22 protein-coding genes and 2 riboswitches are annotated in these 25961 nt (G+C 34.7%); all 22 genes read right to left on the reverse strand.

From position 1 onward, the window contains the following. Positions 1-7 precede the first annotated feature (7 nt). Entirely contained in the window at positions 8-964 is a 957-nt protein-coding gene (gene metF / locus AAFN75_RS04420) for a methylenetetrahydrofolate reductase [NAD(P)H] (protein WP_411808408.1), read from the reverse strand. A 191-nt stretch (positions 965-1155) separates the two neighbouring features. Continuing rightward, on the reverse strand, positions 1156-1389 hold the full coding sequence (locus tag AAFN75_RS04425; protein WP_411808409.1) for a hypothetical protein: 234 nt from the start codon (positions 1387-1389) through the stop codon (positions 1156-1158). A gap of 2 nt (positions 1390-1391) precedes the next feature. Next, positions 1392-4094 (reverse strand): methionine synthase, encoded by a 2703-nt coding sequence (gene metH, locus AAFN75_RS04430; RefSeq protein ID WP_411808410.1) that lies wholly within the window; start codon positions 4092-4094, stop codon positions 1392-1394. Between the two features lie 2 nt (positions 4095-4096). After that, entirely contained in the window at positions 4097-4453 is a 357-nt protein-coding gene (locus AAFN75_RS04435; protein WP_411808411.1) for a four helix bundle protein, read from the reverse strand. Between the two features lie 35 nt (positions 4454-4488). Continuing rightward, positions 4489-4770, reverse strand: coding sequence for an antibiotic biosynthesis monooxygenase family protein (locus tag AAFN75_RS04440; protein ID WP_411808412.1), 282 nt, complete (start codon positions 4768-4770; stop codon positions 4489-4491). A 9-nt stretch (positions 4771-4779) separates the two neighbouring features. Further along, positions 4780-5796 carry a homocysteine S-methyltransferase family protein gene (locus AAFN75_RS04445; protein WP_411808413.1) on the reverse strand — a complete coding sequence of 339 codons (1017 nt, stop codon included), beginning with the start codon at positions 5794-5796 and terminating at the stop codon, positions 4780-4782. A 48-nt stretch (positions 5797-5844) separates the two neighbouring features. Next, positions 5845-5954, reverse strand: a riboswitch (SAM riboswitch). Positions 5955-6100: 146 nt separating this feature from the next. Beyond that, a complete protein-coding gene (gene cysM / locus AAFN75_RS04450) occupies positions 6101-6991 on the reverse strand; it encodes a cysteine synthase CysM (protein WP_411808414.1) in 891 nt (296 codons plus the stop codon). Then, positions 6975-7718, reverse strand: coding sequence for a serine O-acetyltransferase EpsC (epsC, locus tag AAFN75_RS04455; RefSeq protein ID WP_144115746.1), 744 nt, complete (start codon positions 7716-7718; stop codon positions 6975-6977). Before epsC ends, cysM begins: the two co-directional genes overlap by 17 nt. Before the next feature lie 237 nt (positions 7719-7955). Further along, positions 7956-9011 (reverse strand): NAD(P)/FAD-dependent oxidoreductase, encoded by a 1056-nt coding sequence (locus AAFN75_RS04460; RefSeq protein WP_411808415.1) that lies wholly within the window; start codon positions 9009-9011, stop codon positions 7956-7958. A gap of 2 nt (positions 9012-9013) precedes the next feature. Then, positions 9014-9598: a bifunctional precorrin-2 dehydrogenase/sirohydrochlorin ferrochelatase gene (locus AAFN75_RS04465; RefSeq protein WP_411808416.1), complete on the reverse strand. Its 585-nt coding sequence runs from the start codon at positions 9596-9598 to the stop codon at positions 9014-9016. Between the two features lie 3 nt (positions 9599-9601). Then, positions 9602-10363: a uroporphyrinogen-III C-methyltransferase gene (gene cobA, locus AAFN75_RS04470; protein WP_411808417.1), complete on the reverse strand. Its 762-nt coding sequence runs from the start codon at positions 10361-10363 to the stop codon at positions 9602-9604. A gap of 15 nt (positions 10364-10378) precedes the next feature. Then, the gene (locus AAFN75_RS04475; RefSeq protein ID WP_411808418.1) at positions 10379-12466 is read right to left on the reverse strand and encodes a HEPN domain-containing protein; all 2088 of its coding nucleotides are present in this window, start codon (positions 12464-12466) and stop codon (positions 10379-10381) included. A gap of 45 nt (positions 12467-12511) precedes the next feature. Then, positions 12512-13759 carry a sulfate adenylyltransferase subunit 1 gene (locus AAFN75_RS04480; RefSeq protein WP_411808419.1) on the reverse strand — a complete coding sequence of 416 codons (1248 nt, stop codon included), beginning with the start codon at positions 13757-13759 and terminating at the stop codon, positions 12512-12514. 83 nt (positions 13760-13842) lie between these two features. Further along, complete coding sequence (gene cysD, locus AAFN75_RS04485) at positions 13843-14748, reverse strand: sulfate adenylyltransferase subunit CysD (RefSeq protein ID WP_092851052.1); 906 nt, start codon at positions 14746-14748, stop codon at positions 13843-13845. 10 nt (positions 14749-14758) lie between these two features. Beyond that, positions 14759-15379, reverse strand: coding sequence for a phosphoadenosine phosphosulfate reductase family protein (locus AAFN75_RS04490; RefSeq protein WP_411808420.1), 621 nt, complete (start codon positions 15377-15379; stop codon positions 14759-14761). 11 nt (positions 15380-15390) lie between these two features. Further along, positions 15391-15648, reverse strand: a complete 258-nt coding sequence (locus AAFN75_RS04495; protein ID WP_411808421.1) for a DUF2061 domain-containing protein — start codon at positions 15646-15648, stop codon at positions 15391-15393. Between the two features lie 163 nt (positions 15649-15811). Next, a complete protein-coding gene (locus AAFN75_RS04500) occupies positions 15812-16228 on the reverse strand; it encodes an RrF2 family transcriptional regulator (protein WP_411808422.1) in 417 nt (138 codons plus the stop codon). Between the two features lie 32 nt (positions 16229-16260). Further along, complete coding sequence (locus AAFN75_RS04505) at positions 16261-17466, reverse strand: polysaccharide lyase family 7 protein (protein WP_411808423.1); 1206 nt, start codon at positions 17464-17466, stop codon at positions 16261-16263. A 122-nt stretch (positions 17467-17588) separates the two neighbouring features. Beyond that, positions 17589-18761 carry a trans-sulfuration enzyme family protein gene (locus tag AAFN75_RS04510; RefSeq protein ID WP_411809270.1) on the reverse strand — a complete coding sequence of 391 codons (1173 nt, stop codon included), beginning with the start codon at positions 18759-18761 and terminating at the stop codon, positions 17589-17591. A gap of 280 nt (positions 18762-19041) precedes the next feature. Further along, on the reverse strand, positions 19042-22437 hold the full coding sequence (gene thrA / locus AAFN75_RS04515) for a bifunctional aspartate kinase/homoserine dehydrogenase I (protein ID WP_411808424.1): 3396 nt from the start codon (positions 22435-22437) through the stop codon (positions 19042-19044). Positions 22438-22656: 219 nt separating this feature from the next. After that, complete coding sequence (locus tag AAFN75_RS04520) at positions 22657-23931, reverse strand: O-acetylhomoserine aminocarboxypropyltransferase/cysteine synthase family protein (protein WP_411808425.1); 1275 nt, start codon at positions 23929-23931, stop codon at positions 22657-22659. A 110-nt stretch (positions 23932-24041) separates the two neighbouring features. Beyond that, a riboswitch (SAM riboswitch) is annotated at positions 24042-24167 on the reverse strand. 233 nt (positions 24168-24400) lie between these two features. Further along, positions 24401-25945: a hypothetical protein gene (locus tag AAFN75_RS04525; protein WP_411808426.1), complete on the reverse strand. Its 1545-nt coding sequence runs from the start codon at positions 25943-25945 to the stop codon at positions 24401-24403. Between the last annotated feature and the right edge of the window lie 16 nt (positions 25946-25961).

Raw genomic sequence — 25961 nt, forward strand, 5'->3', positions numbered from 1 at the left:
GCAATAATTAAAATAACGCTTCGGCAATAGCTTTTACGTTATCACTTTTACCCATAGAGTAGTAATGTAAAACAGGAACACCAGCTGCACGTAACTCTTTAGATTGCTGAATGGCAAACTCCACACCTACTTGTCTTACTGCTTGGTTGTCCTTACAACCCTCAACCGCATCAATTAAATCTTGAGGTAAATCAATTTTAAAAACCTGTGGTAAAATTTGTAAATGGCGTTTTACAGCAATAGGTTTTATGCCCGGAATAATAGGCACGTTAATACCCATTTCTCTTGCCTTATCAACAAACTCAAAATACTTATTGTTATCAAAAAACATTTGCGTAACCACGTAATCTGCACCAGCATCAACCTTAGCCTTTAAACGTCTTAAGTCTGTAACTAACGATGGCGCTTCCATGTGCTTTTCTGGGTAGCCAGCAACACCAATACAAAAATCAGAATTATGCTCTACAACAACATCATCATGCAAATATTGCCCTCTGTTTAATGTCGCAATTTGCTCTACCAACTCGCTAGCATAAGCATTTCCACCTTTAACCGGTTTAAAATAAGGCTCATCTTTCATGGAATCTCCACGAAGTGCCATGACATTATCTAAACCTAAATAATGGCAATCTACCAACACATATTCCGTTTCCTCTTTGGTAAAACCACCACACAATAAATGCGGAATAGCATCCACCTTATACTTGTGCATAATAGAAGCACAAATACCAACCGTTCCTGGTCTCATACGCGTAATACGCTTATCTAAAAGCCCGTTACCTTTATCAATATAAACATATTCCTCTCTAGAGGTCGTTACATCAATAAATGGCGGTTTAAACTCCATTAAAGGGTCTATATTATTATATAAATCCTGAATGTTTTTTCCTTTTTTTGGCGGTATCACTTCAAAAGAAAACAAAGTTTTACCGTTAGCGTTTTTTATATGGTCTGTTACTTTCATTACTATTTCCTGCGAAAGCAGGAATCTATTTATTGTTAATATTCTATTTTCTTAGCCACGAATTTACAAACGAATTCTTAAAGCTACTTTTTTATATTTTGGGCGTTACCGCAAGGGTCGGGCTTTACATTGCAAGTCCTCACACCTCCTGCGTCGGGCTGTGGGCTTTACACTCCAATCCCTAACGCGGGCTAACCTAACATTTTTGTTACCTCATTAAAGCTTTCTTTATACTCCCAATAAATCCATCTACCATCGGTATAATCCGTAAGAATATAGGTTTCGCTAACCGATTTTATTCTAGACACAGCCACAAGTTTCTTCGAAAATGTATCCGAATTCACATGTTGCAAAACTTCTTTATTCTTGTTGTCAAACCCATGAGATATCACATAGCTTCCTAAAGTTAATTCTATAAATTTCATAGTTATTCTTCTGCTAATGTTGGGTGCAACCACTTTCTAGCCTTCTCTTTGGTTATTCCTTTTCGAGTAGCATAATCTGTAACTTGGTCGTTGGTAATTTTACCTAAACCAAAATACTTAGCCTCCGGATTACCAAAATAATACCCCGAAACTGCTGCTGCAGGCCACATGGCTAGACTCTCGGTTAATTTTACACCTATTAGTTTTTCAACCTCTAGTAATTCCCAAATGGTTTCCTTTTCTAAATGGTCTGGACAAGCCGGATATCCTGGTGCTGGTCTAATACCTTTATAACTTTCTTTAATTAAATCGGTATTCGTTAAATCTTCATCTGCAGCATAACCCCAATGTCTGGTTCTTACTTGCTTATGTAAATATTCAGCAAAAGCCTCTGCAAATCTATCGGCAATGGCTTGTACCATAATCGCGTTATAATCATCCTCTTTTGCTCTGTAACTTTCAGCTAATTCTTGAGCTCCAAAAATACCAACACAAAATGCGCCCATATAATCGGTTTTACCCGTTTCTTTTGGTGCAATAAAATCTGCTAAAGCATGATTAGGAATCCCTTCACGTTTTTTTAATTGCTGACGCAAAGTCCTAAAAACAAATGGCTCTTGGCCTTTTTTAGTTACCGAGATATCATCTTCATTTATAGAGTTTGCTTCAAATAATCCAAAAACAGCTTTAGGTTTTAAAGATTGTTTTGCTATAATGTCTTTAATTAATTCTTGAGCCTCTTTATACATGATGGTAGCTTGTTCGCCAACAACCTTATCAGTTAAAATATCTGGAAATTTACCGTGTAAATCCCAACTTCTAAAAAACGGACTCCAATCTATAAAAGGTTCTAATTCTTTTAAGCTTAATTGCTTTAAAATCTGTACACCTAATTCCTTAGGCTTTACAATTTCAGAAGTTTCCCAATCTATTTTATATTTTCTTTTTCTTGCCTCTGCTATCGATATATATGATTTCTCTTTGCCGCGTTTTAAAAACTTGGTTCTAAATTCATCATAATCAGCCTTCATTTTAGCAACATACGCATGCGACGTTTTCTTGTTAAGCAAATCGCCTACAACGGTTACTGCTCTCGATGCATCATTTACATGTACAACCGCATTATTATACTGGGTATCAATTTTAACTGCTGTATGCGCTTTTGAAGTTGTTGCGCCACCAATAAGTAACGGTAATTCAAAATTTTGACGTTGCATTTCTTTAGCTAAATACACCATTTCATCTAACGATGGCGTAATTAAACCAGATAAACCAATAGCATCTACACGTTCACTAATAGCCATTTCAATAATTTTTTCGGGTGGTACCATAACCCCTAAATCCACTATTTCGTAATTATTACAAGCTAAAACAACACTCACAATATTTTTACCAATATCGTGCACATCGCCCTTAACGGTTGCCATTAATATTTTACCAACAGGCTCTTGTTTTTCGGTTTTTGCTGCTTCAATAAACGGGTTTAAATAGCCAACAGCTTTTTTCATTACACGCGCAGATTTTACAACCTGGGGTAAAAACATTTTTCCGGCACCAAACAAATCGCCGACTACATTCATTCCAATCATTAAATGCCCTTCAATAACATCGATTGGAGATTCTGCTTCTTGTCTAGCTTGCTCAATATCTTCAATAATAAAAGCATCAATACCTTTTACTAAGGCATGAGTAATACGTTCTTGCAATGGATTTTCACGCCATGATAAATCTGCTCCAGCTTCCTTTTTAGATCCTTTTACGGTTTCAGCAAAATCAAGTAAACGCTCTGTAGCATCGTCTCTTCTATCTAAAATTACATCTTCAATGTGCTCTAATAAATCCTTTGGAATATCATCATAAACCTCTAATAAAGCAGGATTTACAATACCCATGTTCATACCCGCTTGAATAGCATAGTATAAAAACACAGAATGCATCGCTTCGCGCACACCATTATTTCCTCTAAATGAAAAAGACACGTTACTTACACCTCCACTTACCGAAACATTTTCTAGATTTTGACGCACCCAACGGGTAGCTTCAATAAAATCGATGGCATTTCTGCGGTGCTCATCCATTCCTGTAGCAACAGGAAAAATATTTAAATCGAATATGATATCTTCAGAAGGAAAACCAACTTTATTTACCAACACATCATACGATCGTTGTGCAATTTCTATTCGTCTATCATAATTATCAGCTTGTCCAACTTCATCAAAAGCCATGACAATTACTGCAGCTCCGTAACGCTTAATTTGTTTAGCCTCGTAAATAAACTTCTCTTCGCCCTCTTTAAGTGAAATCGAATTAACAACACATTTACCTTGTACTACTTTAAGGCCTGCTTCGATAATTTCCCATTTGGAACTATCAATCATAATAGGCACACGACAAATATCTGGTTCGGCAGCAATTAAATTTAAAAAACGAATCATGGATTCCTTTCCATCAATTAATCCGTCGTCAAAATTAATATCAATTATCTGTGCTCCACCATCTACTTGATGACGTGCAATATCCAAAGCTTCATCAAATTTTTCTTCTTTAATTAAGCGAAGAAATTTTCTAGAACCGGCAACATTAGTACGTTCACCTACATTTATAAAATTGCTGTTTTCGTTTAAAACCAAAGGTTCTAAACCCGACAACTTCATGTATTTACTTTGGTTTACTGTTACTCGTTTTTGGTTATTAGGCTCACTCATACTTATAATTTCTTGTAATAATTGATAAATCCCTTAAGCAACTTTTTACAAGTTTCTATTTGAGATAATATATTATTTAACTTTTCTTCTGAAACAAACTTTAAATCGTTTGAAAGATATAACTGAGTTTCTAATTCATATAAAGAACCTCTCGAAATATACAAAAAACGAATAACATCTTTGGGTGTTTGTCTTCCGCAACCCTCTGCTATATTAGATGGAACTGAAACCGAACATCTTCTAATTTGGTTTGTAATACCATAAACCTCTTCTTTTGGGAACTCATTAGTTATTATATAGACTTGACTAACTAGCTTCCTAGCTTCAATCCAAACATCAAGTTCTATATATGATTTCATTTTTTAACAATTAACTATTAACGAACTACCAATAACTAAACATAATGTTCTACTGTTGGAAACGGTTCGTAAAAATGATGCAATACTGCTTTCCATTGTTGGTAAGCATCGGATGTTCTAAATCCGATTTCATGATCTTCAAGTGTTTCCCAGTTTACTAATAATATATATTTATCGTCTTGCTCGATACATTTTTTTAATTGGTGCGAGATATAGCCTTTCATTGAAGAAATTATTTTTTCAGCTTTTTGAAAACTAGTTTCAAATTCTGCCGAAAGTCCTTTCTTTATATGTAATGTGGCTACCTCTAAAATCATCACTATAATTTATAGGCTACCTGTTTTTTCTACAATTACAAATTCGCGTGGTTTATATTTGGCGGCAATATTAGCTATAACACCAATATGCTCGGGCGATGTACCGCAACAACCTCCTATAATATTGATTAAATTCTTTTTTAAATACTCTTCAATTTGCTCTCCCATTTCTTCTGGAGTTTCATCGTACTCTCCAAAAGCATTTGGCAATCCTGCATTTGGATGTGCCGAAATAGCAAAATCGGTTTTATTGGCGATAGCTTCCAAATGGGGCTGTAATAAATTGGCACCTAAGGCACAGTTAAAACCAACCGATAATAACGGAATATGAGATACAGAAATTAAAAAGGCTTCAGCAGTTTGTCCAGACAAGGTTCTTCCTGAAGCATCGGTAATTGTTCCGCTTAACATGGTTGGAATGTCTATACCACGTTCGTCCTTAACTTCTTCAATAGCAAACAATGCTGCTTTGGCGTTAAGGGTATCGAAAACTGTTTCAACCAATAACAAATCGACACCACCATCAACTAAAGCTTCTATTTGTTGCTTGTATGCAATTCTTAACTCATCGAAAGTAACGGCTCTATAACCTGGATCGTTTACATCTGGCGACATACTTGCTGTACGGTTTGTTGGCCCTATTGAACCTGCGACAAAACGTGGTTTATGAGGCTCTTTAGCTGTAAACTCATCAGCAACTTCTTTAGCTATTTTAGCCGACTGAAAATTTAACTCGTATACTAAATCTTCCATTTGGTAATCTGCCATAGCTATGGTAGTTCCAGAAAACGTATTGGTTTCTACAATATCTGCCCCAACCTCAAAATATTTTCCATGAATGGTTTTAATAGCTTCGGGCTGTGTAATAGACAACAAATCGTTATTACCTTGCAATGGTGTTGGGTAATCTTTAAAACGCTCGCCTCTAAAATCTTCTTCGGTGAATTTATACGCTTGTAGCATGGTACCCATGGCGCCATCTAAAACTAAAATTCGTTCTTTTAATGCTTGTTGTATATTCGACATTTGATATGTATTATCTGCATGTCATCAAGAAAAGTGAAGGATTACTTTTCGTTATCTTTCCAATACCTTTGTATTAGTAGAATTTAGCACCTTCTTTAAAAGATAAAGGGTTGCCAAGGCCTCAACGGGTCTAATCCCTCTACCTTTCTTGATAACACTAGTACGTTAATGAACTCGCGTACAAAAGTACTAACTATATTTTTGTTTTCCTTATCCTGTGCGGTCTTTTTTGACCTAGTTAACATTTATATATTAATCCTACAAGGTTTTTAAAACCTTGCAGGATATCTCTACCAATCAAAACCTATTCGAACAAAGTTGAAGACAAGTATCTATCTCCACGGTCGCAAATTATGGCTACAATAACACCTTCCTCTATTTGTTCAGCTATGGTTAAAGCACAAAACACAGAGCCACCACTACTCATACCAGCAAAAACACCTTCTTCTTTGGCTAAGTTAATGGTTGTTTGTTTGGCATCGTTTTCCGAAACATCTACCACAATATCTACGTTTTTAGGGTCGAAAAATTTTGGCACATACTCTGGCGACCATTTTCTAATACCTGGTATTCTGGCACCATCGGCTGGTTGTGCGCCAACAATAGTTATGTCTTTGTTTTTTTCTTTTAAATAGGTTGAAACTCCTGTTATGGTTCCTGTGGTTCCCATAGCAGATACAAAGTGTGTTATCTTTCCTGCTGTAGCTTGCCAAATTTCTGGACCCGTAGTTTTGTAATGCGCCTTCCAATTATCTGGATTCTCAAACTGATTTAACAAGGTATAGCCCTTTTCATCGCGAAGCTTAAATGCCAAATCTCGCGATCCTTCAATACCAACATCCGATGGTGTTAAAATAACCTCGGCACCGTAAGCACGCATGGTTTTAACACGTTCTTCGGTAGAGTTTTCAGGCATTATTAATACCATTTTTAAACCTAAAAGCTTAGCAATAAAAGCTAAAGCAATTCCTGTATTTCCGCTGGTTGCTTCAACTAAAGTGCCACCTTTTTTAATATCGCCTCGTTTTAAAGCTTCATTAATCATATTAAAAGCAGGTCGATCCTTAACACTTCCTCCTGGATTATTACCTTCTAATTTTAAAAACAATCGCACACCTTTTTTCGAAATAAGGTGTGTTGCCTCCACTAATGGTGTATTGCCAATTTGACCAATAATACTATTCTTGAATTCCATTCTTTCTAGGTCTTATTTTTATTTCTGTTTGATACGTAACTAACGAGTTTTCTGGCACCGATTCTGTAATCCAAACGTTAGCTCCAATAATACTATTTGCTCCAATAGTAATATCGCCTCCTAAAATAGTGGCGTTTGCATAAATGCACACATTATCATCGATTGTTGGGTGACGTTTTGTGGAAGCTAAACTTTTAGAAACCGAAATACCACCCAACGTAACCCCTTGATATATTTTTACATGCTTCCCTATAATAGAGGTTTCGCCAATAACAATTCCGGTACCATGATCGATATAAAACGAATCGCCAATAGTTGCCCCAGGATGAATATCTACTCCTGTAATTCCATGAATATACTCACTCATCATTCTAGGAAGTATGTGTACGCCTAACTTATAAAGCGCATGACTTAACCTATAAATTGAAATGGCATAAAAACCAGGATATGCCAAGTATATTTCGGTTAAAGAATGAGATGCAGGATCATTACTCTCAAAAGCAATAGCATCTAAATCTAATTTTTTTCTTATTTCTGGTAATTGGGTTTTAAAGGTTTCCCAAATTTCTTTACCGTTCTCAATTTCTAATTTAGACACAATTTCAACAAACGTGTTTTCTAAATAATCGCCATGAGCTTCTTCTTGCTCACAATCAAATAAAGAGTAAAACAATCTTTTCGTGAATGTTTTTGCAGTGTCTTTAAGGCAAACGTTGTAGCTTTTCATTTTAAATAATTTGCTGAGGTAAGGGCTTTAAATTTTAGTTAATAAAAGTAAAACTTATACTTGTAAATCCCTCCTATTTTAAAAACTAAATCCTGCAAAGGTTTTAAAGCCCTGCAGGATTATAATTTTATTTTTGGCATTCCCCTATCGGGTCGGGCTTTGGGCTTTACTCTGCAATCCCTAATGCACCCTATCCGCCATGGTTATTTTTTAACCTCAACTTCAAGAATATTTGTTTTAATTAATAGCTTGAACAACTGCTTTTGGCGCTTCTTTTCTAGAACCATCAAAACCATCAATACCACTAACTGTTGTATATTTTAAAACGTATTTTTTTCCCGGGTTTATTATTTGATAAGCCGCTTGACACATAATAGTAGCCTCATGGAACCCACAAAGAATCAACTTTAGTTTACCAGGATAAAAATTGCCATCTCCAATAGCAAATATTCCAGGAATATTAGTTTGATAATCTAATGCGTTATTAACTTTTATAGCATTCTTCTCAATTTCTAAGCCCCAATTTGCTATTGGTCCTAGTTTAGGCGATAATCCAAATAAAGGAATAAAGTGATCTGTTTTTAAAATAAAAGCATCTTCATCTTTTTTCTTAACCTCTATAGCTTCAACCTTACCATCACCAATAATATCGGTAACCTCAGCAGGAGTAATTAAATTAATTTTACCAGCATTTTTAAGTTCTTGAACTTTCTCAACAGAATCTAAATGCCCTCTAAATTCGCTACGTCTATGAATAAGTGTTACGCTTTTTGCAACGTCTGCTAAAAAGATGCTCCAATCTAATGCAGAATCTCCACCACCAGCAATTACCACATCTTTATCGCGGTATACTTCTGGCTCTTTAATAATATACTCAACACCCTTATCTTCGTATTTAGCAAGGTTTTCAAGCTGTGGTTTTCTAGGTTCAAAACTTCCTAAACCACTAGCAATAGCCACCACAGGCGCTTGATGCTGCGTACCCTTATTTGTAGTTACAATAAAAGTACCGTCTTCTTGTTTTTCAATAGTTTCTGCACGTTCTCCTAAAGTAAAACCAGGCTCGAACTGCTTACCTTGTTCTAATAAATTTTTGGTTAAATCGCCTGCTAAAATTTCTGGAAAACCAGGAATATCGTAAATAGGTTTTTTAGGATATAACTCCGAGCATTGTCCACCTGGTTGCGGCAATGCATCAATTAAATGGCATTTTAATTTTAATAATCCAGCTTCGAATACTGTAAATAAACCTGTTGGCCCCGCGCCAATAATTATTATATCTGTTTTAATCATTACTAAGATTCTTTTTTTTCAATTAATCCTTTTGTGAATTCGTTTAGTGTTTCCACTTTTTCTTCAAAATCACCTTTTATTGTTTTTCTGTACTCGTTTAAATTCTTGACTAAATCGTCTACATTTTCTGGAATAACATCCTCAAAAAACTGACGTAAACGTTTAGCTGTTGTTGGCGATTTTCCGTTAGTACTAATCGCAACTTTTACATTTCCTTTTGTTACGATACCACCCATATAAAAATCACAATACGGTGGATTATCGGCAACATTAACTAAAATGCTTCTTTTTCTGCAATGTTTATGAACCTTTACATTAACCTTAGGAACATCGGTTGTTGCAACAACAATATGCTTTCCTTTTAAATACTTTTTTTTGTATTTTTTTTCAATTAAGGTTACATTTCCTGTTTTAGCCAAAGATAATGTACCTTCTCTAAACATAGGTGACACCATTGTTACACAAGCATCTGGACTAGACTTTAATAAGAACGTTAATTTCTCTTCTGCTACGTTTCCTCCGCCTACAATAAGCACATTTAAACTTTTAACTTTTAAAAAAATAGGATATAAATTATTTCTTTCCATAGCCTATTTATTTTCAACAGCTTGCTGTATAGTATTTAAAACCGATCTATGTTTTACAACCTCACCAATAACAATTATTGCTGGTGCTGCTAGTTCATTTTCTTTTACAACTTGTTGTATATTACGTATGGTTCCTATACCAACTTTTTCATTATCTCGTGTACCATTTTGAATAATGGCAACCGGAACATTTCTTTTATTTTCGGCATAAAACACCTTAACAATTTCCTTTAACTTATGCATACCCATTAAAATTACAATGGTTGCTGACGATTTTGCTGCTAATTCAACATCTGAAGATAAAGCATGATCTTTAGTTGTAGCTGTAACCACCCAAAAGCTTTCTGAAACACCTCGTTTTGTTAACGGAATACCTTGATAAGCAGGAACTGCCAAAGACGACGAGATTCCAGGAACTACATACGTTTCCAATCCGAAATCTCTAACATAATCAATCTCTTCTGCACCGCGACCAAAAATAAATGGGTCGCCTCCTTTTAAGCGTACTACGTGCCCTTTTTCTTTGGCCTTAGTTACAATTAAATCGTTAATTTGATCTTGCTGAAATGCGTAACACCCTTTGCGTTTACCTACAAAAACAAGCTCTACATCTTTAGAAGCATATTTAAGTAACGACTCGTTAATAAGCGCATCGTATAGTATAACATTTGCAGATTCAATAGCCTTAATTGCCTTAAGGGTTATTAAGTCTTCATCACCTGGACCAGCACCTACTACGGTTAATTTTGGGGTGTTTATATTCATGTAATATTTTAAAATTTATGCTTCTTGTTGCGCTGCTCTATATGCTCTAACCGCTGCTAAAAACTTATCTGAATTCGATATGTAATTTAAAGCAAACTCTTTAGTTGGCGCATTTTTATTGATTTGGTAAATTAATTCAGAAAATGATGTTCCTAATTCAATAGCTCCTGTTTCAACAAATATTTCATCAAATTGAGAAATAATTCCAGCATGAGTATTCGTCTTTTTATTCTCTGCTAATAATAACGCTTTCGCGGAATTAACTAAAGATTGGTAAGCATAATAGATAGCACTAGAATATACTTCGTTTTCAAAAGCTTCTTTTGCATTATCAATTTTCTCTTCACTTTCAAAAAACAAAGTTGCAATTAAATCGATTACTACTCCAGCACATTCTCCAATTCCTATTTCTTTTACATACTTTTCTTCTTCACCCCAATCGATAAAATCTTCTTGAGTTAAGTTAGTAGCATCTTGTAAATCGTTTAAGAAATCATAGAAATACTTTTCTCCTTTTTCTTGATAATATTCAACAAATGGCTTTCCGTTTGCATTAGCTTCAAAATCATTTAAAATTCTGCGTAACGCTTCTGGTCCTCTTCTACTTGGTACTTTTACTACTTTATCTGCAAAAGTTGCATGACCATCACCTTGGTTACCACCACCTAATAATACTTGTAACGCAGGCGCTACTAGTTTTTCAGGTGTACGAACTGTCATCCCTTGAAAACCAATATTTGCCATATTGTGTTGTCCACAAGCATTCATACAACCACTAATTTTAATAACCAAATCTTGGTTTTTTAAATATTGTGGGTACTCTGCTTTAAGCATACGCTCTAACTCTACAGCAATACCTGTACTACTTGCTATACCTAAGTTACAAGTATCTGTTCCAGGACACGCAGTAATATCTACGGCTTTATTATAACCAGCTTCTACAAAACCTAATTTTTCAAGTTCTTGATAGAAAAATGGCACTAAATCTTCTTTTACAAAAGGAATAACAATATTTTGACGTAATGTTAAACGTACTTCGCCAGCACCATATTTATCCACTAAATTAGCTAATAAACGTGCTTTATCTGTATAAAAATCACCTAATAATACTTTAACACCAATAGCTACATAACCTTCCTGTTTTTGAGGAATAAGGTTGGTAGACTTCCATAACTCGAAAGCTTCTTGATCTTTAATTTCGGCTTTAGGCGCTTCAACTGAAACTGGTTTTGAAGCTACATAAGCATCAGCATCAATAGCAACACTTTTAAACTCGATAGCTTTTTGCTCTTCAGCAATTAAGTCTTTAAAAGCATCTAAACCGATATCTTTTAATAAGAATTTCATACGTGCTTTAGCTCTACTTTTTCGCTCACCGTAACGATCAAAAACTCTTAAAACACCTTCCATAATTGGAATGATTTTATCGGTTTCAATAAAGTCGTATAACACATCGGCATGACGGGGTTGAGACCCTAAACCACCAGCAACTAAAACTTTAAAACCGCGAACGCCGTTTTGTGTTTTTGCTATATATCCTATATCGTGTAAATAAGACAATCCTGTATCGTCGTCTGTTGATGAGAAAGATACTTTAAATTTACGTCCCATTTCTTGACAAATTGGGTTACGTAAAAAGAATTTATATAATGCATCGGCATATGGCGACACATCAAAAGGTTCGTTTACATCGATACCTGCAGTTTCAGAAGCTGTTACATTTCTTACCACATTTCCACAAGCCTCACGTACGGTAACCTCATCTTTTTCTAATTCGGCCCAAAGCTCTGGTGTTCTATTTAAATCCACATAATGAATTTGAATATCTTGACGGGTTGTAATATGTAAACGTCCACGAGAATACTCATCTGATACCGCAGCAATTCTTCGTAATTGATTACTTTTTAACTTTCCGTATGGTACTTTAATACGAATCATTTGCACGCCTTCTTGACGCTGACCGTACACACCACGTGCTAAACGAAGACTTCTAAATTTTTCTTCGTCTATTTTACCATTATGAAAAAGCTCAATTTTATTGGCTAAATCTATGATATCCTTTTGTACGATTGGATTTTCTATTTCTGTTTCAAAACTTTGCATGCTATACCTGACTTTTCTTAATTAGAAAAAAACTTTTTGTTGTTTTTACTGAATAAATCCAGCTCCAACTGTATTATTAGATTGTGGATCGATTATAATAAAAGATCCATTTGTTCTATGATTTTTGAACTGATCGTAAAAAATTGGCTTATTTAATTTAAATGAAACTGAAGCAATATCGTTAATATTTAACCCTGTTACATTCTTTTCAAAACCAGAATAATCTGGGTTAATTTTATGATTGATTCTATCAACCTTAGCCAATACTTTATTTACACCATGTTGAATGATATATTTCCCTCCAGGTGATAATTGATCGGTATCCATCCAACAAACATTTGCTGTAAATTGCTTATCGATGGTTGGTATATCGTTTTCTTTAACAATCATGTCGCCACGACTTACGTTAATATCATTTTCTAAAGTGATGGTTACTGACGAACGCCTTGAAGCCGTTTCATACTTTTCATCATAGAAATAAATATCTTTAATTTTCGATCTTGTTTTTGATGGTAACACAATAATATCGTCGCCAACACTTAAATCGCCACCATAAACTTTTCCTGCATATCCTCTGTAATCATGAAATTCTTCAGTTTTAGGACGAATTACATATTGCACAGGGAAACGCGGAGTACCCGAGTTAAATATATCTGCTTTATCCAATTGCTCTAAATGCTCTAATAAAGCTTCACCTTTATACCATGGCATTTCATTAGATTTATTAACAACATTATCACCCTTTAAAGCACTTACAGGAATAAAAGTGATTTTTTGGTCTTGATAATCTCTTTTACTCATTAATTCTGTGAAATCGGCTTTAATTTTATTGTAAACCTCTTCAGAATAATCAACCAAATCCATTTTGTTAATGGCAACTACAACGTCTTTAATTCTCAATAAATTATTAATAAAGAAGTGACGGTTTGTTTGCTCGATAACACCTTTTCTAGCATCAATTAGAACAATAGAAGCCTGAGATGTTGAAGCTCCTGTAACCATGTTACGTGTATATTCTACGTGACCTGGAGTATCTGCAATGATGTAACTTTTCTTTTTAGTTGAAAAATAAATATGTGCTACATCAATGGTGATTCCTTGTTCTCTTTCGGCCATTAAACCATCTGTGGCTAAAGAAAAATCTAAGTAATCGTATCCTAGTTGTTCACTTTTATCTTCAATGGCTTTTAACTTATCTGAGGTTAATGATTTTGTATCATAAAGAATGCGTCCTATTAACGTACTTTTTCCATCATCTACACTTCCTGCTGTTGCTATTTTTAATACTTCCATTTATATTATAATGTTGGCTAAAAGCCTAATTTGTATTCATTTTAAAAGATTTCCGCTTATGCGGAACTAACAAAATTGATATTCTAGAAATACCCTTGTTGTTTACGTTTTTCCATGGCTCCTTCAGAACGTTTATCGTCAATTCTAGCACCACGTTCAGAAATTGTAGAATCTCTAATTTCTTCTACTACTTTAGAAATAGAAACCGCATCTGAATATACAGCTGCAGTACAGCTCATATCTCCTACCGTTCTAAAACGCACCATTTTTTCTATCACTTCTTCATTCTCATCTCTATAAACCACATCGTCTTCAGCAGACCAGATCATGCCATCTCTTAAAAAGACTTTACGTTTGTGTGCAAAATAAATTGAAGGAATCTCAATATTTTCTTTTTCTATATACGACCAAACATCTAATTCTGTCCAATTTGAAATTGGAAACACACGTACGTTTTGTCCGTGATCTATAGCACCATTTAGCATATCAAATAATTCTGGACGTTGGTTTTTTTCATCCCATTGACCAAAATCATCACGTACAGAAAAAATACGTTCTTTAGCTCTTGCTTTTTCTTCATCACGACGCGCACCACCAATAGCAGCATCAAACTTAAATTCTTCTAAAGCATCAAGAAGCGTAGTTGTTTGCAGCATGTTTCTACTAGCGTAACGACCAGACTCTTCTTTTACTTTACCTTCATCAATAGAATCTTGTACATTACGTACAATTAACTCCAAACCTAATTCTTTACATAAACGATCTCTAAATTCAATTGTTTCTGGGAAGTTATGGCCCGTATCAATATGTAATAAAGGAAATGGTACTTTTGCAGGATAAAATGCTTTAACAGCTAATCTTACCAAAGTTATTGAATCTTTTCCTCCAGAGAATAATAACACAGGTTTTTCAAACTGCGCCGCAACTTCCCTCATGATATAAATCGCTTCGTTTTCTAGTGAATTGATGTTTGATGTATCTTTCTTCATAATATTATTTTTAAGCGTGTAAACCACACTCTCTATTTTCTAATGCTTTTGTTGGGTCGAAATATTTAAACTCGTTTGGTAAATTATTTTCTTCTAAATAGGTGTCTAATTTTTCATCAGACCAAAAATAGAAAGGACTTACCTTTAAAACACCATCTTTACTTAAACTAAAAATACCAATACTGTTTCTAAATGCTGTTTGCCCTTGGCGTAAGTTTGTAAACCACACGTTAGGTTTGTGCTCTTCCATAGCGCGTTTAAAAGGCTCCAATTTTACCTGCTCTGTAAACAAAGCGTGTTCTGGAGCATCAACACTTGGAATTCCCATAACAACATCTCTATGAGACGATGTTTGTTTTGGCACATATAAAGACACATTTAAGTTTAAATCTTTAATAACTTGCTCGGCATGCTTATATGTTTGTGGTGTATTATAACCAGTATCGCACCAAACCACAGGAATACTAGATTCTACACTGCTAACTGCATGTAAAATAGCAGCCTCGTATGGTCTAAAGTTAGTGGTTACTACAGCTTTATTATTAAGCTCGAAAGCCTTCTGAATAATTTCAGTAGGCGTGGCTTTTTCAAAGCTTTTATTTAATTCTTCTATTTGAGTTTCTGTAAACATAATCTCTTTATTTATTTTCCCCATTTAATTGAATTCCATAAACGCTCATGGAAAAAGTATAATACCATTTTAGTTAAAAAATCGACCGAAGCAATTGATGCTGCAACAGTCATTTCCCCTGTTAATATATATGAAACTACCAATGTATCTAAAGTACCTATTACTCTCCAACTTAAAGCTTTTGCTACACTTCTAATTGGTTTTTCTCCAACAGCATCCTCTTTATAAGTAGTTTTTTCTTTACTCTTTAATAACATTTGCGCTATCATTTCTTATTATTTATATTAATCCTATCAATTTAGTAGGGATTACAAATGTAAAACATTTTATAATACAAAAAGCAGTTTTAACAACTTTTTAGAATAATGGAATAAATTTGGGATAAAAAGAAGATTATTATTTAAAATAAGAGATAATTTTGAGATATTTTCATTAATCTACGCTAGACAAATCTGCTAAAGTGGTATTTCTGAACACGTTAAGCGTGCTATCGCGCACCTCAATCATAAGTCTATGCACGCTGCAAAGGGTTTCGTCTGGGCAATCATCACATTTTTCGTAATAATTAAGACTCACACAAGGCACCATAGCTATTGGTCCTTCTAGAACACGCATAACATCGGTCATTTTTATTTCCGAAGGTTCACTCCTTAAATAATACCCACCGTGCTTTCCTTTTTTAGAACCTAATATCCCTGCCTTTCTTAAGGTTAATAATATACCTTCTAAAAACTTTTGAGGTATTTGCTCGCTCTTAGCAATTTTACCCACTTGAACCGGCATATCGTCTTCACTCCTAGCAATAAACGTTAGAGCTTTTAATCCGTATTTTGTTTTTTTAGATAGCATGACGCTAATATAAGTGTTTTATAAACTTGTTATTAATCTGTTGTATGCGATTTTTCTAAAGCATAAAACGTAGCTTGTGCATAATCATCTCCATCGCCACTATTATTCTGATTATACACACCTGCTTTAAAATACATGTATTGACCGCCAACATTAAACCCACTATTTGTCATATCAACAGTTTTAATCACATCATCCTTACCTTCTCGCATAATAGTAACCGTTAAACTATCGCCTACCACTTTAATAGTATAGCTAAATTTTTCATTAAGCGCAATACCGTCTGCAGGGTTAGAAGCACTATTACTTCTAGAGCCTATCATTTCGTGCCATTGTTCACTTCCGTTGCCATCGGTAGGTTCATGAGCAAAATAAATAGACCCTAAAGCATTATCTTTTAATTTTCTGTAATAAATACGCACAGGCTCATCATCATTAGCATGTATTTGCCCAACAATTACTCTACCAACTTGCCCGCTATCGCCAGTAGTTGTCACGCGATTTACCGCAAGTGTAGCACTCATTTCACCATCATATCCCGCGGCAGCATTTTTATCTGCAGTTGGCGCTGTACCAAAAACCCAATTATTTTTATTAACACCTTGTGTACTGATACTCGTATTAGTTCCTCTTAACATTTCGCGTAGCTCTACTCGAGTATAGCTTGTACCTGTAGATGTTTTAAAGCCATCGACAGGACATTTAAAAATCATTCCGCCATCATTGGCAGTATAAAAATAAGTACTGTTTGTGTATTTATTATTAATCTGGCTCACCGTAATTGTAGTTGCCGTACCATTACCTTTATTAACCGGTATACTTAAATTCCAAGTAGATAAATCAAAATTTTCTGAGGGTGTTTTATTAGGGTCCAACCCTACTGTAACAGGTTCTTTGCCCGCCTGAGTTATGGTTAAATCTCTTGTAACATCATCACTTATCACACTAATTACTCCACTACGTTTAGCTTCCGCTAGGTTAGCCGACACTGAAACATTTATCGTGCCATTGTTAGTCCCATTTGTAGGTGTAAGGGTAATCCAATCATTATTATTTTGGGTATACCAATAAGAATTAGCTGTTACCGTTATCGATTTCGATTCTTGATTTGCAGTAAATTCAGAAACTGAAGATAAACTCAATTCTACGGCTTTTACTTCTGCATTTGAATCATCTGAACCACAACCAAATATGGATGTAAAAATTACAAGTACAAATATCATTTTTAATAGTTTCATAAATTATACGTATTATATTTTAACACCAAGCCATTTTACAACATTATCAAAATTCACTTATTAATATCGCAATTTTATATACACTCCTTGCAAAAACGATACCTAAATATTTTAGTTAAGAATTATTTACCCAAAGCCTGCTCTAAATCCTGAATAATATCATCAACATGCTCCAAACCAACCGAAATTCGCACCATACCATCTGTAATACTAGCAGCTTTTTTAACTTCTGGCTCAACCTTAGCATGCGTTGTACTTGCCGGATGCGTTACAATAGTTCTAGTATCGCCTAAGTTAGCCGAAAGCGAACACATTTTTACACTATCAAAAAAGGACTTTCCGCCTTTTAAACCACCTTCAACCTCAAAAGCTACAATATTACCCCCCAAACGCATTTGCTTTTTAGCGATATCGTATTTAGGATGCGACTTTAAAAAAGGATATTTAACCCAAGTTACCTTAGGGTGCGCCTCTAGAAATGTAGCAATTTTAATAGCGTTATCACAATGCTTTTCAACGCGCAGCGCGAGAGTTTCTAACGATTTAGATAACACCCAAGCATTAAACGGACTTAACGATGGCCCAGTAAGTCTAGAAAATAAATATATTTCTCTTATAAGTTCTTTACTACCAACCGTTATACCACCTAGCACACGCCCTTGCCCATCCATTAATTTAGTAGCCGAATGTATTACTAAATCGGCACCCAGTTTAATTGGGTTTTGTAAATACGGTGTGGCAAAACAATTATCGACCACCAATAATATATTATGCTTTTTACAAATAGCACTTAAAAATTCTAAATCAAGAATATCAACACCCGGATTTGTTGGCGTTTCGGCATAAATAAACTTAGTATTTGGTTGTATTAAACCTTCAATAGCATCTACCTCATTTATATTAAAATACGAACATTCAATATTCCATTTCGGAAAGTATTTTGTAAACAAACCATGAGTAGCACCAAAAACCGAACTACAAGACAACACATGGTCGCCAGCATTTAACAACGTTGCAAACGTCGAGAACACCGCAGCCATTCCGCTAGCAAAAGCAAAACCAGCCTCGGCACCTTCCATAGCGCACACCTTATCTACAAATTCATTAACATTCGGGTTGCTATAACGGCTATATAAATCGCGTTGTTTCTCTTCGGCAAACGATGCTCGCATTTCTTCCGAATCGTCAAAAACAAAACCAGAAGTTAAGTATAATGGCACCGAATGCTCCGAAAATTGTGTCGTTTCACTCTGTGTTCGTATCGCCGAAGTTTCAAATTTCTTACTCACTTTTATTCTTTTTAATCATTTTTATTATGGCATTACCCAAAAGGGTCGGGCTTTCCGCTATATCTTTTTTTGCCATTTATAGCAACAAAAAAAGGATGCCGCTACAATCCCTAATGCACTTATTTGCCAAAGTCTGTCTTTAAAGCAAACTTCCTTTTTATCTACTAACCGACCTGCGAAGTTTCCAAAACCTTGTAGGTCTATTTTATTATTTTAACCTATACTTGCAAGATTTTTAAGACCTCACAGTAAAGCATATTCTCGAAAAAACGAGACATCCATATTACTAGTTTAATTTCGACAACCTCAATATATCTCCAAAAACACCTCTTGCGGTAACTTCTGCTCCTGCTCCCGCACCTTGTATAACTATAGGTTGCTCACCGTAACTCTCGGTAAATATTTCAAAAATAGCATCACTTCCTTTTACATGACCTAACGTACTATCTTCTGGAATAGACACTAATTTTACTTCCAATAGGCCTTTATCCTGCGATAAATCGCCCGATAAATCACCAACATATCTTAGCACATGTCCTGCCTCTTGCTCGTCTTTTATCTTTTGGTATTGCTCATCCAGAACATGTAATTGCGATAAAAATTCCGAAACCGAAATATCTCTATACGCTTCTGGAATTAAATTTAGCACCTCAACATCTTCAAATTCATTTTGCAAATCTAACTCTCTTGCAAGAATTAATAACTTTCTAGCCACATCATTTCCCGAAAAATCCTCACGTGGATCTGGCTCTGTAAACCCTTTATCAACAGTTTCTTGAATAATTTCACTAAACGGTTTGTCTTCAGTCGAAAAATTATTGAATAAATAACTCAACGTTCCAGAAAACACACCTCTAATTCTTGTAATATTCTCTCCCGATTCGTGCAGTAATTTAATGGTGTCAATTAAAGGTAAACCTGCACCTACTGTAGTTTCGTATAAATATTGCTTATTGCTGTTTTTTAATTCTGTTCTTAATTGCGTATAAAAATCGTGCGAAATCGTGTTTGCAATTTTGTTGGACGATACTAAATCGAAACCAGCTTTAACCAGCGGAATATAATTTTTATAAAATGCAGAACTTGCTGTATTATCTACCGCTATTAAGTTCTCTAAATGATGATTATTAGCATAAGTAAGAATATCGTCTATCGAACTTTCAAACGAGCTCGATGCAATAGTATTTTCCCAATTGGCTTCCGCTCCATTTTTATCTAGCAATAGTTTTTTAGAGTTTGCAATAGCAAAAATATTCAAGTTAATGCCTTTACGTTTTTCAATATCGCCTTTTGATTTTAAAATCTGGTTAATCAAAGCGCCACCAACACCACCATGACCAAAAATAGCAATATTAATCTTTTTAGAAACGCCAAAAACTTCACCATGAATAACATTTACAGCCTTATGTAGTTGCGATTTTTTAACCACCAAACTCACATTCTTTCCAGTAACGGTGTTATTAAAAAGTAACGGCGTAATGTGGTTTTTTATAAGCGCATTAAATGGCTTGTGGAATGAGCTTAATTCAATTCCAATAATTGAAATTACAGCCACATCGTCCACAACATCAATTTTATTAACATCTTGCGAGTAAAAATCACTTTCAAACTCACGCTCTAAAGCAATAACGGCTTGTGTAGCTTGGTCGGCATCAATAATTAACCCAATACCACGCTCCGACGATCCTTGTGATACAATACTAACACTAATACCATATTTACTTAAAGCTCCAAATATCCTAGCATCTACACCAATCTTTCCTAGTAAACCACGCCCTTCTAAATTCAATAAAGCCACATTATCTAAAATAGATAACGAGGTTACTTCCTTAGTACTTGGTCTTGCGGTAATTAATGTCCCTTCATCATCAGAATTAAACGTATTTAAAATACGCAGATTAATATTTTTTTCAACTAACGGGATAATGGTTTTAGCATGTAAAACCGAAGTCCCAAAATTAGCCAACTCGTTAGCTTCGCTAAAAGAGAGTTCTCTAATTTGTTTAGCATCTGGCACTAGAACAGGGTCTGCTGTATAAATTCCACTAACATGCGTGTAATTTTGTAACTCTTCGGCATCTAAAAAATTAGCAATTAAAGCTGCTGTATAATTACTTCCGTTTCGACCTAAAGTGGTTGTTTCATTTTTTAAATTAGAGGCTATAAAACCAGTAACCACATTAACCACATCTTTATTCTGAGCAAAATAGGCTTGTGTATTCTCTTTAGATATTTTCGCTAAAGGCTGCGCGTTACCAAAGGTTTCATCGGTTTTTATTAACTCGCGCGAATCGGTAGCCTTTGCTTTAATGCCTTGTTTATTTAATAAACTAGCAATCAGCTTTACCGATAATAATTCGCCTTGAGCTAAAATATTATCCTTTGTCTTTTTGCTATAATCGCGTAATAAACTAACACCTTCAAACAACTTATCAAGCACTAAAAATTCTTCCGAAAAATCTATACTTTTTAAAGGTTCTACTTGGTAGGCTTTAAAGGCATTTAAATCGTCTAGATACGGCTCGCCTCTTAAAGCTTTATTTAAAATAGCATCAATATCATCGGTAGCCGAACCTCTTGCCGAAACCACAATACTTATACGTTCGCCGGCTTCCACTTTATTTTTTATAATTGAAAGCACCGTTTCTAAACCTTTTCCGTTGGCTAACGATTTTCCTCCAAATTTTAATACTTTCATAGGTTTTCTTTTAGAATGTGGCACAAAAATGCCTTCTATAATTTTTTCTAACTGCTCATATTCCATTAAAAACGCGTCGTGCCCGTGTACCGAGTGTATTTCGTTATACGTTACATTAGGATGCGTTAATGCTAATTGTTTGTGCGTTTCGCGGTTTTCTTCAGCAGTAAAAAACAAATCCGAATCCACACCAACAATATGTATTTTGGCTTCAATATTTTCAAGTACATTAAAATTACTTGAACGCCCTTTCGTAACATCAATCGACCTTAACAACTGATTCATTAATTTATAAGCCGACAACTGAAAACGCTCTTGTAATTTATTACCATGATGCAATAACCAACTCTCCACATTAAAAATCTCTAATTCGTCATTTTTAGAACGATGGAAACGCTCCTTAAAAGACTCTGGCGTGCGGTAACATAACATAGCATGCATTCTCGCATCGTGCACCGGGTGCTTAGAATTTAACAAGAATTGCTCCTGTATTTGACAATTTGCAATTAACCAATCGGTCGATTTCCAATCGGTAGCAACTACCACTAAATGATCGGTAAAATCAGGTTTTATAACTGCCATTTCCCATGCAATTCCACCACCTAACGATCCGCCAATAGTTGCAAATACTTTCCCTGTATTTAACTCCTTAAGTCCTGTTAAAAATATATTGGCCATATCTCGAGCCACAAAATCCTTGTAGTTATCAATAACAAAACCATCAAAACCATTTCCGGGAATATTAAACGACAAAACCGTATAAAGCTTCGTATCAATAACCTTATCATCGCCAACCAAATCGCGCCACCAGCCATCATCACCAGCCACATCGCTATTTCCAGTTAAGGCATGATTTACCAAAACAATAGGCGCACTACCCAAAGGCTTTCCAAAAACCTGATAACTTAACTTAATATTTTGGTTAAGCACACCACTTTCGGTAGTAAAGTTTGTTATATCAATATGTTGTAATTCGTGTTTCATATAGAAGCCCCTGCTAACCTCCCCAAAGGGGAGAAATACTTACTGTTATGTTTTAGACCTGCGAGGTTTTTAAAATCCTGTAGGTCCATTTTAGTTCTTTATTTTTATTAAATACCTACAAGGTTTTAAAAACCTCGCAGGATAAACTAAATTACTTTTTTTTATAGTCAAAGTCCTTCATGTTTTAAAAAACCCTGAAGGACCTGAGAACTCTGTTATTTATACCGTTTTAAAAGCTTCTAATATATCAGCTTTTAAATCTTCGATATCTTCAATACCAACGGATAGTCTAATTAAATCTCCTGACACCCCTGCCGAAGCTTGTTGTGCCTCATCCAATTGTTGGTGTGTTGTACTTCCTGGGTGAATAATTAATGATTTTGTATCACCAATATTAGCCAGTAAAGAGAATAATTTTGTGTTATCTGCTATTTTTTTAGCTGCATCATAACCACCTTTATGTCCAAAGGTTACAATACCACTTTGTCCTTTTGGTAAATACTTATCTGCTAATGCTTTGTATTTACTACTTTCTAAACCAGGATAGTTTACCCAAGCAACTTCCTCTTGTGCTTCTAACCATTTTGCAAGCTCTAAAGCATTGGCACTGTGTTGTTTTATTCTAACTGGTAAAGTCTCTAAACCTTGAATAATATTAAAAGCGTTTGTTGGACTCATAGCACCACCAAAATCTCTTAAACCTTCAAGAATTAATTTAAATGTATACGATGCTGCACCTAAAGCATCATGATAAACTAAACCGTGGTATCCTGCAGATGGCTCTGTAAACTCAGGAAACTTTCCGTTTGCCCAATTAAAAGTACCTGCATCAATAATAGCACCACCTAAAGAAGTTCCTTGTCCGCCAATATATTTCGTTAACGAGTGTATTACAATATTGGCACCATGTTTTATTGGGTTTAATAAAGCTGGTGTTGCTACTGTGTTATCTACTATAAAGGGTACTTCGGCTGCTTTAGAGTGTGCTGCGATAGCCTCTAAATCTAAAACATCTAACTTAGGATTTCCTAAAGACTCTACAAAAAAGGCTCTTGTATTATCTTGTACGGCATCCTTAAAATTATCAGGATTTGAAGCATCTACAAATGTTGTTGTAATACCTAATCTTGGTAATGTAACATTTAATAAATTATAGGTTCCGCCGTATAAACTACTAGACGCTACAACATGATCGCCTGCTTTCAACAAGGTTAATAAACCTGTTGCAATAGCAGCGGTTCCCGATGCAAAAACTACAGCGCCAATACCACCTTCTACGGCCGCTAAACGATCTTGTAAAATTTGGTTTGTAGGGTTGTTTAATCGTGTGTAAATAAAACCTAGTTCCTTTAATGAAAATAGATTTGCAGCGTGGTCCGAATTATTGAAAACATACGATGATGTTTGATATATTGGTACAGCTCTTGTTCCTCCGTTTGCTGCTACATCATGTCCTGCGTGTAATGCGTTTGTTGCTAATTTAAGATCACTCATTTTTCTAGTTTTTTATATTATTAGTTTAATAAAGTCAAAATTCACTTGTAAAAAGTGCATTTAGTAGAAAAATGTTAAAAAGAGATGTGAAATTACAGACTGTAATTTGTGAGTTATCTATCCAAATACCAATAAATGAATTGGCAATTTAAGTAGAATTTAGCACCTTCTTTAATAAGTTTAAAGGGTTGCTAAGGTTTCAAAGGGTCTAATCCCTCCACCTTTCTTGATAACATTTCAATACGTGTTTGAACTTTGTGAGTGCAAAGATTGAACCTGTAGCGTTAATATCCAAATTTTTAAGAGTATTTTTTGATTTTAAAACAAATAAACCTCTTGTTGACATTGCTATAACCTACTTTAGTTAATACGCCCGCGCAAAGGATTGAACGGCCTGTTTGAGCTCCCCTACCTTAGGAGAGAGCGAGTAGTGAAAGCCCGACCCCTTGTGGGTTGCGCCCAAAAAAAATTAGGCACTTGCGTTATTAAATTTATCGCGAATGATATCGCCAATAGGACGGTTTTCGATTTTAGACTCTAACCACGAAATTATATCGAGATACAAAAAGGAACGACTTTGGTATGGGTCGTTTTCGTAGGTTTTTAGTTTTTTGTGTAGTTTGATGAATTCGCCTTTTACCTCGTGCGGATAAATATCGCCCAAACCACGTAAAAACTTGATAAATTCCTTTTGCACTTCGTACAAATCTTCCATTTTAATTAAAAACTTGTAGGTGCTTTTTATTAAAACGTCCAAATTATAATCTAAACCAGCTTCGTAATGCGCTACAAGATTTAAAATTCGTGAAAAACACAGCAAATCTTCGCGCATTTGCAAGGTTTTATTGCTTATAATTTTCTCTAAATAGTATATGCATTTTTTATTATCGCCAGCACCAAAATACATACTTGCTATTTTGTAGTAAAATACCATAATATGATGCTCATCTATACGGTTTTTATAGTTTTTTAAGCGCTCTAAAACCTCCTCTACAAGTGGCAAACCGGCTTCAAAACTACCTTCTATGAAGTGCAGATTAAATTTATTATTGTAAATATACAAAAAGGCTAAACCCTCAATATTATCGTCTGTTGGAAACCATTTTTCCTTAGTTAGTGCTTCTAACTTTAATAATGAGAATTTGAATTTTTCGTGTTTGTTTAGGTAAAATAAAGATTCTAATAAGTAATTATTTCCTTTTAGAAAAAAGACAGGATTTAGGGCAATCATATCTTTATTATCGTAAAACAGATCGACCCATTTTGAGGCATATTTATAACAGGACAAAAAATCGACCGTTAAAAAACTATACCATAAATACGATTTGTAAAGCCACAGCTTTTCTCTAAAACCTAATTTATTTATGTCGTATTTGGGAAGCCTATCGTTAAAATATTTTGTTATTATTTGATAGTCTTCATCATTTTTAATGTAGCCCATTTTTAAAAACAAACCATATAATTGCAGCGACAAATTAGATAGTTTACTAGCCAATACATTTTGCATACTCAGCTCTTTGGCTTGCACGGTAAGCTCGTCTGCACGACTACTAATACTTCGTGTAATGTATTGAGATTCGATAACTTTTTCTAGATCGACAATTTCGTAGGCCGCGTTTTTTTCTTCATTTAAAATGGCTAAATTTTTTGCTTTATCTAAAATCTTTAAACTTTGTTTGTAAAGTCCTTTATGATATAAAATAGTTGCAAAATCTAATTGTTCGCGAATTTGAATACGAATATCTTGATGCGATGGATTTAACCTTAAACTAATTAAAATCTGTTTGTATAAATGCGCCTTTAAATTAGATAACTGCTGTTTTTTAACAATGCCTTTTTTTAGAATAGCCGCCTCATCATACACATTAATTTTATCAAGAATATTAAAGAGTTTTAAAAACTTTGACTCCTCATTAACGCCTAGTCTCCCAACATAAAGCTTGAATTGTCTTTTTTCGGATTTAGACAACGATTTAATCAATACAAATAAATTATCTTTTTGCTCTTTCGTCATAGTCATAAAAACAGTA

Origin of the sequence: Algibacter sp. AS12, from assembly GCF_046736315.1 — a bacterium.
In the GTDB taxonomy this organism is placed as follows: domain Bacteria; phylum Bacteroidota; class Bacteroidia; order Flavobacteriales; family Flavobacteriaceae; genus Algibacter_B; species Algibacter_B amylolyticus.